Source organism: Burkholderia sp. MSh2, from assembly GCF_000731655.1.
GTDB classification, from domain to species: domain Bacteria; phylum Pseudomonadota; class Gammaproteobacteria; order Burkholderiales; family Burkholderiaceae; genus Burkholderia; species Burkholderia paludis.
This window is the reverse complement of sequence record NZ_JPGM01000032.1, coordinates 1-13,844: the sequence shown is the minus strand read 5'-3', so window position 1 is coordinate 13,844 and position 13,844 is coordinate 1. Positions and strand designations below refer to the sequence as shown.

Below are 13,844 nucleotides of genomic sequence, written 5' to 3'. Positions count from 1 at the left end.
GACGATGCTATTTGTTCGCCCCGGCAAACTCACGGATCTCGATGCGCTCGCGCACATGGCGCGCACCGCGCAGCCGGTCCTGCACTCGCTGCCGCACGACCGCGCGGCGCTCGAGGCGCGCGTCGCGCTCTCCGAGGATTCGTTTCGCGCGGACGTCGACTTCGCCGGCGAGGAGTTCTACCTCTTCGTGCTCGAGGATTCGTCGACGGGCAAGCTGCTCGGCACGGCGAGCGTCGTGGCCGCGGCCGGCTACTCGGAACCGTTCTATGCGTTCCGCAACGATGCGCTGATCCACGCGTCGCGCGAGCTGCACGTGAACCGCAAGATCCATGCGCTCACGATGTCGCACGAGCTGACCGGCAAGAGCCGGCTCGCGGGCTTCTACGTCGATCCGTCGCTGCGCGGCGACGCCGCCGCGCACCTGATCTCGCGCGCGCGGATGATGTACATCGCCGCGCACCGCCGCCGCTTCACGCCGGAAGTGTTCACGCTGCTGCTCGGCGTGAGCGACGGCAACGGCGCATCGCCGTTCTGGGAAGCGGTGGGCCGCAAGTTCTTCGGCCGCGATTTCACCGACGTCGACATCGCGTCGGGCGGCCGCAGCCGCACCTTCATCGCGGAAGTGATGCCGGCCTATCCGCTTTACGTGCCGCTGCTGCCTGAAGCCGCGCAGCGCGTGCTCGGCGAACCGAACGAGTCGGCGCTGCTCGCGTACGACATCCATCTCGAGGAAGGCTTCGAGCCCGACCGCTTCGTCGACATCTTCGACGCGGGCCCTGTGCTGACCGCGCAGGTCGACCGCACCGCGTGCGTGAAGCACGGCGCCGAGCGCATCGTGCGCGAAGCCGCGCATCAACAGGGCGAAGTCGCGTACATGGTGTCGACGGGCAGCGGCGAATCGTTCCGCTGCGTGCTGGCCGACCTGCCGGGCGACGCGGCCCATGCGCCGCTCTCCGGCGACGTGCGCGCGGCGCTCGACGTGAAGGACGGCGATGTCGTGCGCTGCGTGCCGCTGCACCGCCGCGACGAGGAAGATTTGAAGGGAGACGCAGCATGATCGTCGTTCGGGTCGTACAAACGGGCGACGTCGACGCGCTCGTGTCGCTCGCGAAGGAAACCGGGCCGGGCCTGACCACGTTCAAGCCCGACCGCGACGCGCTCGCCGCGCGCATCGAACGCACGCGCCGGACGCTCGCGGGCGAAGCCGCGCCCGGCGAGGCCGGCTACTTCTTCGTGATGGAGGAGTCGAAGACGGGCGACATCGCCGGCGTGTGCGGAATCGAAACGCAGGTCGGCCTCGAACAGCCGTTCTACAACTATCGCGTGAGCACGGTCGTGCACGCGAGCCAGGAGCTCGGCGTGTGGACGCGGATGTCCGCGCTGAACATCTCGCACGACCTGACCGGTTACGCGGAAGTCTGCTCGCTGTTCCTGAGCCCGCGCTATCGCACGGGCGGCGTCGGCGGCCTGCTGTCGCGCTCGCGCTTCATGTTCATTGCGCAATTCCGCGAGCGCTTTCCGGAGCGCATCTGCGCGGAACTGCGCGGCCACTTCGACGAGGACGGCACGTCGCCGTTCTGGCGCGCAGTCGGTTCGCATTTCTACCAGATCGATTTCAACGCGGCCGATTACCTGAGCTCGCACGGCCGCAAGTCGTTCCTCGCGGAGCTGATGCCGCGCTACCCGGTGTATGTCGACCTGCTGCCGCAGGATGCGCAGGACGCGGTCGGCCTCACGCATCGCGACACGCTGCCGGCGCGCAAGATGCTCGAGGCGGAAGGGCTGCGCTACCAGAATCACGTCGACATCTTCGACGCGGGCCCCGTGCTCGAATGCCACGTGAACGACCTGCGCACGGTGCGCGAGAGCGTCGTCGTGCCGGTCGCGATCGGCGTGCCCGACGCCGCGGACGACGCGCAGGGCGGCCATCCGCCGAAGTCGCTCGTCTCGAACACGTCGCTCGGCGATTTCCGCGTCGGCGTCGCGCCGGGCGTCGTGGCGAACGGCGCGTTCGTGCTGTCCGCCGACGATGCCGCCGCGCTCGACGTGAAGGCCGGCGATCCGGTTCGCGTGCTGCCGCTCAAAGTCAAACAGGGATAAACGAATCATGACGGAACTCTTCATCGACGGCGCCTGGGTCGCAGGCTCGGGCCCCGTGTTCGCTTCGCGCAACCCGGGCACCGACGAGATCGCCTGGCAGGGCGAGAGCGCGTCGGCAGCCGACGTCGACCGTGCGGTCGCGAGCGCGCGCCGCGCCTTCGCCGGCTGGTCGGCGCTCGACTTCGAGTCGCGCTGCGCGATCGTCAAGCGTTTTGCCGCGTTGCTCAACGAACGCAAGGAAGCGATCGCCACGGCGATCGGCCGCGAGACGGGCAAGCCGCTGTGGGAAGCGCGCACGGAAGTCGCATCGATGGCCGCGAAGGTCGGCATCTCGATCCAGGCCTACCAGGAGCGCACCGGCGAGAAGCGTCAGGAGATGGCCGACGGCATCGCGGTGCTGCGCCATCGCCCGCACGGCGTGGTCGCGGTGTTCGGCCCGTACAACTTCCCCGGCCACCTGCCGAACGGCCATATCGTGCCTGCGCTGATCGCCGGCAACGCGGTCGTGTTCAAGCCGTCGGAGCTTGCGCCGGGCGTCGCGCGCGCAACGGTCGAAGTGTGGCAGGAAGCCGGGCTGCCGGCCGGCGTGCTGAACCTCGTGCAGGGCGAGAAGGACACGGGCATCGCGCTCGCGAACCATCGGCAGATCGACGGACTGTTCTTCACCGGCAGCTCCGACACGGGCACGCTGCTGCACCGGCAGTTCGGCGGCCGTCCGGAAATCGTGCTGGCGCTCGAAATGGGCGGCAACAACCCGCTCGTGATCGGCGAAGTCGAGGATATCGACGCGGCCGTGCATCACACGATCCAGTCGGCGTTCCTGTCGGCCGGCCAGCGCTGCACCTGCGCGCGCCGCATCTTCGTGCCGCAGGGCGCGTTCGGCGACCGCTTCCTCGCGCGCCTCGTCGACGTGACGTCGAAGATCACGGCCGACGTGTTCGACGCCGATCCGCAGCCGTTCATGGGCGCGGTGATTTCGGCGCGCGCGGCCGCGAAGCTCGTCGACGCGCAGTCGCGTCTGGTCGAGCAGGGTGCGAAGCCGATCATCGCGATGACGCAGCGCGATCCGCGCCTCGGTTTCGTGAACGCGGCGATCGTCGACGTGACGGGCGTGGCGAACCTGCCCGACGAGGAACATTTCGGCCCGCTCGCGCAGATCGTGCGCCATGCGACGTTCGACGAGGCGATCGAGCGCGCGAACGATACGGCGTTCGGCCTGTCGGCCGGCCTGCTGGCCGACGACGCGAAGGCATGGGAGCACTTCCGCCGCACGATCCGCGCCGGGATCGTCAACTGGAATCGCCCGACCAACGGCGCATCGTCCGCCGCGCCGTTCGGCGGCACGGGCCGTTCGGGCAACCACCGGCCGAGCGCGTACTACGCGGCCGACTATTGCGCCTATCCGATGGCGTCGGTGGAAAGCACGCAACTGACCTTGCCCGCGAGCCTGTCGCCGGGCCTGCATTTCTGATCGAGGGAACGACGATGAACGCACAAGAAGCCAATTTCGACGGGCTCGTCGGCCCGACCCACAACTACGCCGGGCTGTCGTTCGGCAACGTGGCGTCGCTCAACAACGAGAAGTCGGCCGCGAATCCGAAGGCCGCCGCGAAGCAGGGGCTGCGCAAGATGAAGCAGCTCGCGGATCTCGGCTTCGCGCAAGGCGTGCTGCCGCCGCAGGAGCGGCCGTCGCTGCGCCTGCTGCGCGAGCTCGGCTTCTCGGGCAAGGACGCGGACGTGATCGCGAAGGCCGCGAAGCAGGCGCCCGAACTGCTTGCGGCAGCGAGCTCGGCGTCGGCGATGTGGACCGCGAACGCGGCCACCGTCAGCCCGTCGGCCGACACGAGCGACGGCCGCGTGCACTTCACGCCGGCGAACCTGTGCAGCAAGCTGCATCGCGCGATCGAACACGACGCGACGCGCCGCACGCTGTCGACGCTGTTCGCCGATCCCGCGCATTTCGCGGTGCACGAAGCGCTGACCGGCACGCCGGCGCTCGGCGACGAAGGCGCGGCGAACCACACGCGCTTCTGCGCCGAATACGGCAAGCCGGGCGTCGAGTTCTTCGTGTACGGCCGCGCGGAATACCGCCGCGGCCCCGAGCCGAAGCGTTTTCCCGCGCGCCAGACCTTCGAGGCGAGCCGCGCGGTCGCGCATCGCCACGGGCTTGCCGAGGAGGCGACGGTCTATGCGCAGCAGGATCCGGACGTGATCGACGCGGGCGTGTTCCACAACGACGTGATCTCGGTCGGCAACCGCGACACGCTGTTCACGCACGAACGCGCGTTCGTCAACCGGCAGGCGATCTACGACACGTTGACCGCCGCGCTCGACGCACGCGGCGCGCGCCTGAACGTGATCGAGGTGCCCGACGCGGCCGTGAGCGTGAACGACGCGGTGACGTCGTACCTGTTCAACAGCCAGCTGCTGTCGCGCGCGGACGGCTCGCAGGTGCTCGTGGTGCCGCAGGAATGCCGCGAGAACGCGAACGTCGCGGCCTATCTCGACCGGCTCGCGGCCGGCAACGGCCCGATTCACGACGTGCTCGTGTTCGACCTGCGCGAAAGCATGAAGAACGGCGGCGGCCCGGCGTGCCTGCGCCTGCGCGTCGTGCTGAACGACGCGGAGCGCGCGGCCGTCACGTCGAACGTGTGGATCAACGACACGCTGTTCGCGTCGCTCGATACGTGGATCGACCGGCACTATCGCGATCGGCTCGCACCGGAAGACCTCGCCGATCCGAAGCTGCTCGACGAATCGCGCACGGCGCTCGACGAGCTTACGCAGATCCTGCGCGTCGGGTCGCTGTATGACTTCCAGCGCTGAGGCACGGATGCCGGACGCCGCGCCGCTCGACGACTTTCTCGCATTCACGCTGGCCGGCGCGGCGCCGGCCGTGACGGACGGCATGTGTGCGGGCGGTGCGCTGCGCTGGCAATGGCTCGGCGACGGGTTGCTCGCGCTCGAACCGGCGACGCCGGCCGAACGGGCGCGGGCGAGCGTGCTCGTGTCGGCCGGCGTGCACGGCGACGAGACGGCGCCGATCGAACTGCTGTCGATGCTCGTGCGCGATCTCGCGTCCGGCGCACTGCCGCTCGCGTGCCGGCTGCTCGTCGTGCTCGGCAACGTGCCGGCGATGCGGGCGGGCGAACGCTATCTCGACGACGACCTGAACCGCCTGTTCAGCGGCCGCCACGCGCAGGTGCCGGCGAGCCGCGAGGCGCCGCGCGCCGCGCAGCTCGAAGCGGCCGCGGCCGCGTTCTTCGCGGCGGCGCCGGCGGGCGGCGCGCGCTGGCACATCGACATGCATACCGCGATTCGCGCGTCGGTATTCGAACAGTTCGCGCTGCTGCCGCACACGGGCACGCCGCCGACCCGCACGATGGTCGAATGGCTCGGCGAGGCGCGTATCGCGGCCGTGCTGCTGCATACCGCGAAGGGCAACACGTATTCGCACTTCACGGCCGAGCACTGCGGCGCGCTCGCGTGCACGCTCGAGCTCGGCAAGGTGCGGCCGTTCGGCCAGAACGACCTGACGCGTTTCGCGCCGGCTGACCGCGCGGTGCGCGCGCTCGTGTCGGGTGCGCCGCGCGACGCCGGCGCGCCGTTGCCGCGCGTGTTCACGGTGATCGACCAGATCACGAAGCAGAGCGATGCGCTTGAGCTGTTCGTCGCGGCCGACGTCGCGAATTTCACCGCGTTTGCGCGCGGCACGGTGCTCGCGCGGGACGGCGACTACCGTTACACGGTGCGGCACGACGAGGAGCGGATTGTGTTTCCGAACCCGGCCGTGAAGCCGGGCCTGCGCGCGGGCCTGCTGGTCGTCGATACGACGCGCGAGACGATCGCGGCGCTGGTCTGACCGGCCCGTGGGGCCGGATTGCGTATTTGCGACATCGTCTTGCAAGTTCGGCGGCCGGCCCGGCCGGCGTCTCATGCGCACCGCAGCATCGCACCCCGACGGCCGCTTTGCCGTATCGAGCCTCGCGGATTGGTACAATCGCGCCCTTGCGGCTGTTGCGCCGCATCACGGCGCGGCTGTCACGTTGTCGCGGTCATCCGACCCTGCAATGATGCAAGCGCCCGTAGTTCCGGAACATTCGAGTATCGAGGAGAACACCTGATGAAGTTGGATTGGCGTAAAGTGGCCGCGCATGCGGTGGTGGCGGCATCGGCGGTGGCGGCAGGCAGCGCGGTTGCCGCGGATCTGAAGGAGATCCGGTTCGGCGTCGAAGCCTCGTACGCACCGTTCGAATACAAGACGCCCGACGGCAAGCTGACCGGCTTCGACATCGATATCGGCAACGCGGTGTGCGCGAAGCTGAAGACGAAGTGCGTGTGGGTCGAGAACGACTTCGACGGCCTGATCCCGGCGCTGCAGGCGCGCAAGTTCGACGCGATCAATTCGGACATGACGATCACCGACCAGCGCAAGCACGCGATCGCGTTCACCGATCCGATCTACACGATCCCGAACCAGCTGATCGCGAAGCAGGGCAGCGGCCTGCTGCCGACCCCGCAGTCGCTGAAGGGCAAGCGCGTCGGCGTGCTGCAGGGCACGATCCAGGAAGCGTACGCGAAGAAGAAGTGGGCGCCGGCAGGCGTCGAAGTCGTGCCGTACCAGACGCAGGATCTGGCCTACGCCGACCTGAAGTCGGGCCGTCTCGACGCGGCGTTCCAGGATTCGGAAGCCGGCTCGAAGGGCTTCCTGACGAAGCCGCAAGGGCAGGGCTTCGCGTTCGCGGGCGGCACGGTCAGCGACACCGAGATCCTCGGCTCGGGCGTCGGCTTCGGTCTGCGCAAGAACGACGCGGCGCTGAAGACCGCGCTCGATCAGGCGCTGAAGGAACTGAAGGCCGACGGCACGATCGACAACCTCGCGAAGAAGTACTTCAGCGTGCCCGTGACGCTCAAGTAAGCGCGTCGTCCGATCGCACGATGCAAGCAAACCGGCCGCAGATGCGGCCGGTTTGTTTTTGGCGAGCCGGAAACGGCGGCGGCAGTGGCGCTAGGCGGGGAAGAACCGGCCCAGTTCGCGGGCAAGCTCGTTGAGCACGCCCATCTCCTGCTGCGTGATCTTGCGCGCGGGCTGCGCGCCGGCCCAGTCGCCGTAAAGCAGCGCAACCGTCGTCGTGCCGACGCGCACGGGCAGCAGCACGAATGCGCTCGTGTCGCAGAACGCGTCGCGATACCACGCGGGCAGGCGCTTGAGCATCTTCGGTTCCTGCGCCTGCTCGATGAAGATGCCGACCGAGTTGGAGATCGCGAGGTGGAACACGTCCGGCTCGAAACGCTCGTCGAAGCGCAGCCGGTCGAGCGCCGTATCGACGCCGGGGCCGAAGCCCAGGCGCGCGGCGAACATGCCGTCGTCGTGCCGCACGAACATCACGGTGCGCGTGAACGCGAGGCCGGCCAGCAGGCTTTCCGACGCGAGCGCGAGCACCGGCGTCAGCACATGCTCGGACGGCAGCGCGCGCAGGTCCGCCAGGCCGGCCTCGAGGCATGCCTCGGGCGTGGCCTGTGCGCGCGCGATCGCATCGGCGTTCGCGCGCAGCTCGACGATCTCGCGCATCACGGTGTCGCTCGCTTCCTCGCGCGCAAGCCGCTCGGCGATCTCGACGAGCGCGTCGGGCTCCATGCCGAGTTCCGCGCCGTAGTGCTGCGCAAGCGCCGTGATGCGCGCGTCGCGCTGCGGGCTGGCAGGCATCACGAGTGCGCCCGCGACGTCGGTCGAACAGCGGCTCACCGCGCGCAGCCAGCGGACGCGTTCGGCCGGGCCGTCATCGGCCGGGCCGGCGTCGTGGTCGTCGTCTTCGTGGTCGAATGCGTCGGCATGGACCAGGTGGTCGTGGTCGGCCATCCCCGCGCGGATCACGTCGGGCAGCCGCCAGCGCGTGGCCGCCTCGAACCCGATCTCGTCGAAGCCGACGCCGAGCACGTCGAGGCAGGCGGCCGATTCGTCGCCGTTCAGCTCGGCCGCGCGATGGCGGATCCGGTCCCATTCGCTGTCGAGATAGCAGACCACGAGCAGCTTGCCGACCTGGCGCATCAGGGTGCAGACGACGGCTTCCTCGCCCGAGCGCAATTCGGCGCGCTCGGTGAGCTTGCGCGCGACGCAGCCGGACAGCAGCGCGCGGTTCAGCTCGAGCTTCGCGTCGATGCGCCGCGGCGTGCTGTGGTGGAAATGGTCGACGAGCTTGAGCCCGACGACCAGGTGGCCGACGGCATCCATGCCGAGCACCATCAGTGCGCGGGTCACGGTCGTGATGTTGCCGCCGAACGCCATGTACATCGCGGAGTTCGCGAGCCGCAGCACTTTCTGCGTGAGCGCGAAATCCGACAGCACGACGCGCACGAGCGCAGTGAAGTCGAGGTCGTCGTTCTTCATCGCGGCCATCGTCGCGCGCAGCGATTCCGACAGCAGCGGGAAGTCGCCCCGTTCGTTCATCCGGGCCCACAGCTTGTCGAGCAATGCTGTGCGGGGCAGGTGTTCGGTGATTGACATACGGATCTGTCCAGTTCGCCGCGCGCGTCAGGCGGCGGCGTGCAGGTGCAGCTGCTGCGCCTCGAAGCGCCGCGCGAGCTCCTCGGACGGCAGCGCCTGGCAGACGAGCCAGCCCTGAATGTGATTGCAGCCCATCTCCGTCAGCAGCTCGCGCTGCGCCTCGGTCTCGACGCCTTCGGCGACGAGCTCGAGATCGAGCGTCTGCGCGAGGCCGACGACGGCCGACACGATTGCGCGGTCGTTGCGCGAGGTCAGCAGGTTCTCGACGAAACTGCGGTCGATCTTCAGCTTTGCAAGCGGGAAGCGCTGCAGGTAAGCGAGGCTCGAATAGCCGGTGCCGAAATCGTCGATCGCGAAGCGGATGCCGAGATCGGTCAGCTCCTCGAGCAGCCCCTTTGCCTGTGCGGGATCGTGCATCAGCAGGCTTTCGGTGATCTCGAGCACGATGCGGCGCGGGTCGATGCCCGTCAGCGAAATCGCCTCGCGCACGCTCTGCGTGAAGCGCGGGTCGCGGAACTGCTGCGGCGACACGTTGACCGCCACGTACTGCAGCGCGAGCCCCTGGCGATCCCACGCGACGAGCTGCATGCACGCGGCCTTGAGCACCCAGTTGCCGAGGTAGTTGATCAGGCCGATCGACTCGGCGAGCGGAATGAAGGTGGCCGGCGGCACGAGACCGTGCACCGGATGGCGCCAGCGGATCAGCGCCTCGACGCCGACCACCGCGCCCGACTGGCTGTGCGTGATCGGCTGGAAGTGGAGCGAGAACTCGCCGTTGCGCACGCCGTCGTACAGGTCGGCTTCGAGCTTCAGCCGTTCGGCGTCGGCCGGATCGTCGACGGGCGCATGGAACGCGAGCGCGTTGCCGCCCGAGGCCTTCGCCTGGGAGAGCGCGTGGTCGGCGCGGCGCAGCAGCGGGCTGTGGTGCTGCGCGCGATGCGGCGCCGCGCGCTCGTCCGGATACAGCGCGATGCCGATGCTCGCGGACAGGTGGACGGTCTGCCCCTGGTATACGTAGGGCTGGCGCACGGCGGCCTGCAGCCGGCGCGCGAGCGCATCGGCGGCATTGATCGCCTGCGTGCGGCCCGCCGCATCGAGCACGATCGCGAACTTGTCGCTCGCGACGCGCGCAAGCCGCTCGTTCGGCGTGACGAGCGCCTTCAGCCGCTGCGCGGTCTCGCGCAGCAGCGTGTCGCCCGCGTCGTAGCCGAGCGCGCGGTTGATCCGCTGGTAGTCGTCGAGGTCGAGCAGCAGCAGCGCCGCGCAGGTGCCGTTCTCGTCGGCGGTCTGCTGCGCGCGCATCAGCGCCGGCACGAGCGCGGACAGGTTGTCGAGGCCCGTCATCGAGTCGTGGTTCATTTCGTACGTGAGGCGCGCCTCGAGCGCGCGCCACGACGACACGTCGAACGCCGCGATCGCGAAGCCGTCGACGCCGTGGTGGCGGCTCTTGAACGCGCGGATCTCGACGTCCAGCGGGTAGGTGAGCGACTTGACGATGCACATCGTCGCCTTCTCGACCTGGCCGGAACGTGCGGCGCGCGCAAGCAGTTCTTCGAGCGCCGCGGTATCCTGTTCGGCGATCAGGTCGCGCAGCGTCAGCGTGTGCAGGTAGTCGCGGTGGTAGCCGATGAAGCGCAGGCTCGCGTCGGACACGTACAGAAAGCGCAGCTCGCGGTCGACATGGGCGAGGAAATCCACCGTGCCGACCGTCTGTTCCAGCCAGTTGCGCACGGAGTCGTCGCGTCGCGGCGCGCCGGCGCGCGCGGGCATCAGCGCGCCGCCCGACCAGGCGAAGCGGCGCAGCGTATGCAGGGCGCTGCGCCAGGAGCCCTTGCGTGACGTCTGTTTCCTGTTGGCTTCCATGTTTCTCGATGACGTGAAGGGCTGGAACCGGTTGTCCGGAAGGAATAACGGCAGACTGTGCGGAATCTTTAACGGGCCGGCGCGGGTGGCGCCGCCGCTGGACCGGATCGGGCACGTGCGCGTTCGACAGCCGAACGCGGGCGTGGCGTACGTCGAGGCTGACTTTATAAGAAATGAGGACGCAGATGAAGCGAAAACTGTTGCTGGGCGCCGCCGTGGCGGCGCTGGTGGCCGGCCATGCACTGATGGCGCAGGCGGAACTGAAGCCGGGCGCCGCGGCGCCCGATTTCACGACGCAGGCGTCGCTGGGCGGCAAGACTTACACGTACTCGCTCGCGGACGCGCTGAAGCAGGGGCCGGTCGTGCTGTATTTCTACCCGGCGGCGTTCACGAAGGGCTGCACGATCGAGGCGCACGCGTTCGCGGACGCGGTCGACCGTTACAAGGCTTACGGCGCGACGGTGATCGGCGTATCGGCCGACAATATCGACACGCTGACGAAGTTCTCGGTGAGCGAGTGCCGGAGCAAGTTCCCGGTCGCGGCCGATCCGGACGCGAAGATCATCCGTGAATACGACGCGAAGCTGCCGGCGATCGACCGGGCGAACCGCGTGTCCTACGTGATTTCGCCGGAGGGGAAGATCCTCTACGAATACACGAGCATGTCGCCCGACAAGCACGTCGAGAACACGCTCGACGCCGTCAAGGCGTGGGCCGACGCGCATCCGAAGCAGTAACGCCGGGCGCTCCGGCGTCGAAGCGCGGCCCGTCGTGCGGGCCGCGGGTGCGACGCGGCGCGCCTTGGCGCGCGCCGGGCCGCCCTATGCGCGCAATGCCTGCTCGATCGGTACGCTGCCGCCGACGAAGCCGACGATCTTGCGCGAGATGCCGAGCTTGATCGCCTCGATCGCGGCCCACGCCACGTCCTGGCGCGACACCGGCGGCGCGGGGTCGAGCCACGCATCGGTCAGCGCGATCTTGCCGACGCCCGGATCGTCCGTGAGCGGGCCGGGGCGCAGGATTGCATAGTCGACGCCGGACGCGATCACGCGGTCGTCGCCTTCGCGCTTCATCTGGGAATAGTGGCGCAGCGCGTCCGGGCCGTGTTCGGGCCGGTACGCGGACAGCGAGCTGATCACCACCAGCTTCTGCGCGTTGTAGGCCAGCGCGTATTCGGCCGCGCGGGCGACCGCGTCGCGGTCGACCTGTTCCTCTTCGGCCGCCCCGTCCGATTCGGCCGAGCCGGCTGCGTAGATCACGTGCGTGATGCCCTGGAATGCGTGCGAGAAATCGTTCGTCAGATCGGCCTCGACGACCCGCGCGCCCGGCAGCGCATAGCCGTGCCGGCGCACGAGCGCCGTGACCTCGAACTCCGGCTGCTTGAGCAGCAGATCCGCGCAGGCCTGGCCCGTGCGGCCGGTCGCGCCAATCAGCAGTACCTTCGTCGTCATGAAACCGCTCCTTGCTCGATGCGTCGTCCTTCCAGATGGGGACGGACGACCGATAACTCAAGTGTAATGTCGAATTGCCCCGGTGGCGGGTGCGTATTAAGGGGCGTACCGGCATCGGGCGTACCGGCGCGGGCGTACCGGGTCCGATTCCCGGTGGCGCGACGGTCGTTCCGGCCGTCATTCGTTCACACGGATTCGGGAATGACGCGCCGACCGGCTATCATGTGCGCGATGCATTTTTCGCCGCTACGTCATACAACGCATCGGCTCACCGGTTGGAGTACACATGGCATTACCCCTGGACAACGTCAGCATGGCCGTGTTCTGCGACTTCGAGAACGTCGCGCTCGGCGTGCGCGACGCGAAGTACGAGAAGTTCGACATCAAGCCCGTGCTGGAGCGCCTGCTGCTGAAGGGCAGCATCGTCGTGAAGAAGGCTTATTGCGACTGGGATCGCTACAAGGGCTTCAAGGCGTCGATGCACGAGGCGAGCTTCGAGCTGATCGAGATTCCGCACGTGCGCCAGTCGGGCAAGAATTCGGCCGACATCCGGCTCGTCGTGGACGCGCTCGACCTTTGCTACACGAAGTCGCACGTCGATACGTTCGTGATCATCAGCGGCGACTCGGATTTCTCGCCGCTCGTGTCGAAGCTGCGCGAGAACGCGAAGAAGGTGATCGGCGTCGGCGTGAAGAAGTCGACGTCGGATCTGCTGGTCGCGAACTGCGACGAATTCATTTTCTACGACGATCTGGTGCGCGAGCAGCAGCGCGCGCTCGCGAAGCGCGAACAGCAGCAGCGCGCGGGCAACGGCGGCGCGAAGCGGCCGGACGAGCCGTCGCGCAAGCACGACCTGGACGCGCGCAAGTCCGAGGCGATCGCGCTGGCGGTCGAGACGTTCGATGCGCTCGCGTCGGAGCGCGACGACGTCGGCAAGATCTGGGCGTCGGTGCTCAAGAGCGCGATCAAGCGCCGCAAGCCGGATTTCAACGAGTCGTATTACGGATTCCGCGCGTTCGGCAACCTGCTCGACGAGGCGCAGGCACGCGGCCTGCTCGAAGTGGGGCGCGACGACAAGTCGGGCGCGTTCGTGTCGCGGGCTCGCCAGCCGGCTGTCGCCGAGCCTGTCGCGATGACGGCCGGCGACGGCGGGGCCGCCCACCCGGGCGCCCATCACGGTGCGCGCGCGGCGGAGCCGGCGCGGGCCGGGCGCGAGTCGCGGCGTCGCGAGCAGCGGGCCGAAGCGCTCGCGCATGAAACCGTCGAGGTCGAGGCGGACGAAGCGGCATTGGCCGAAGCCTTCGAGCCGGCGGCCGCCGTGCCGCCCGGCGCGACCGAAGCGGTGGACGCGGGCGACGCGGCCGACGTGCACGGCGACGAGAAGGCGGGCCGCAAGCATGCGCGCAAGAGCACGGCGAAGAAGACCGGTGCGAAGAAGGGCGCCGCCGCGAAGCGGACGGGCCGTCATGCGACCGCGAAGGCGGACGATGCCGGGCACGGGGCGGCGAAGCACGGTGGCGACGAGCACGCGCATGACAGGCATTTCGACGACACGCATCGCGACGCGGAGCAGAGCGACGAGCGGCACGCCGCGGTGACGCGCGCCGAGCCGGCAGCCGGCGATGTCGCCGCCGCGCCGGCCGAATCCGCCGCCGAGGCGCCGGCCGAAGCCAAGCCGAAGAAACCGGCCCGCAAGGCGGCGCCGCGCGCACGGCGTCCGCGCAAGACGGCAGCCGCCGCCGAGTGACGGCCGCCGGCCGGGTGTCGTCCGGCACCGGACGGCGCCCGCGCCGCGCCATACCGGCCGGTGCCACGCCGGCCGGCCCGGCGCGCTAGTCAGTATGACTCCCGTGGGGCAAAGGCTGGCCTGCCGTGAGGAATCAAACGCGGGTTAGCATGGCTGCCAGAGCCGCACGGTGCGGACA

Annotated in this window: 11 protein-coding genes; 8 read left to right on the top strand and 3 right to left on the bottom strand. The window is 69.0% G+C overall.

What is annotated here, in order from left to right; translation table 11 throughout:
- Positions 1-4: 4 nt before the first annotated feature.
- The 6 genes from aruF (at position 5) to GQ57_RS20695 (ending at position 7,018) form a co-directional block, all read left to right on the top strand.
- A complete protein-coding gene (gene aruF / locus GQ57_RS20720) occupies positions 5-1,057 on the top strand; it encodes an arginine/ornithine succinyltransferase subunit alpha (RefSeq protein ID WP_031403579.1) in 1,053 nt (350 codons plus the stop codon).
- Positions 1,054-2,100: an arginine N-succinyltransferase gene (astA, locus tag GQ57_RS20715; protein ID WP_031403580.1), complete on the top strand. Its 1,047-nt coding sequence runs from the start codon at positions 1,054-1,056 to the stop codon at positions 2,098-2,100. The genes aruF and astA overlap by 4 nt, the downstream gene beginning before the upstream one ends.
- A gap of 7 nt (positions 2,101-2,107) precedes the next feature.
- Complete coding sequence (gene astD, locus GQ57_RS20710) at positions 2,108-3,571, top strand: succinylglutamate-semialdehyde dehydrogenase (RefSeq protein WP_031403581.1); 1,464 nt, start codon at positions 2,108-2,110, stop codon at positions 3,569-3,571.
- Between the two features lie 14 nt (positions 3,572-3,585).
- A complete protein-coding gene (gene astB, locus GQ57_RS20705) occupies positions 3,586-4,926 on the top strand; it encodes an N-succinylarginine dihydrolase (protein ID WP_031403582.1) in 1,341 nt (446 codons plus the stop codon).
- A 7-nt stretch (positions 4,927-4,933) separates the two neighbouring features.
- On the top strand, positions 4,934-5,962 hold the full coding sequence (gene astE, locus GQ57_RS20700) for a succinylglutamate desuccinylase (RefSeq protein WP_174923321.1): 1,029 nt from the start codon (positions 4,934-4,936) through the stop codon (positions 5,960-5,962).
- A 261-nt stretch (positions 5,963-6,223) separates the two neighbouring features.
- A complete protein-coding gene (locus GQ57_RS20695; RefSeq protein WP_031403584.1) occupies positions 6,224-7,018 on the top strand; it encodes an ABC transporter substrate-binding protein in 795 nt (264 codons plus the stop codon).
- 90 nt (positions 7,019-7,108) lie between these two features.
- On the opposite strand, the gene GQ57_RS20690 is transcribed toward GQ57_RS20695, so the two are convergent.
- Together GQ57_RS20690 and cdpA are read right to left on the bottom strand one after the other, a co-directional pair.
- A complete protein-coding gene (locus GQ57_RS20690; protein ID WP_034198896.1) occupies positions 7,109-8,605 on the bottom strand; it encodes an HDOD domain-containing protein in 1,497 nt (498 codons plus the stop codon).
- A 27-nt stretch (positions 8,606-8,632) separates the two neighbouring features.
- Positions 8,633-10,375, bottom strand: coding sequence for a cyclic di-GMP phosphodiesterase CdpA (gene cdpA, locus GQ57_RS20685; RefSeq protein ID WP_200878028.1), 1,743 nt, complete (start codon positions 10,373-10,375; stop codon positions 8,633-8,635).
- Positions 10,376-10,653: 278 nt separating this feature from the next.
- On the opposite strand from cdpA, the gene GQ57_RS20680 reads away from it, so the two are divergent.
- Positions 10,654-11,205 (top strand): peroxiredoxin, encoded by a 552-nt coding sequence (locus GQ57_RS20680; protein ID WP_031403587.1) that lies wholly within the window; start codon positions 10,654-10,656, stop codon positions 11,203-11,205.
- Between the two features lie 84 nt (positions 11,206-11,289).
- Here GQ57_RS20680 and GQ57_RS20675 read toward each other — a convergent pair whose 3' ends face one another.
- Complete coding sequence (locus GQ57_RS20675) at positions 11,290-11,919, bottom strand: SDR family oxidoreductase (protein ID WP_031403588.1); 630 nt, start codon at positions 11,917-11,919, stop codon at positions 11,290-11,292.
- A gap of 286 nt (positions 11,920-12,205) precedes the next feature.
- On the opposite strand from GQ57_RS20675, the gene GQ57_RS20670 reads away from it, so the two are divergent.
- The gene (locus GQ57_RS20670) at positions 12,206-13,666 is read left to right on the top strand and encodes an NYN domain-containing protein (protein ID WP_034198895.1); all 1,461 of its coding nucleotides are present in this window, start codon (positions 12,206-12,208) and stop codon (positions 13,664-13,666) included.
- Positions 13,667-13,844 lie beyond the last annotated feature (178 nt).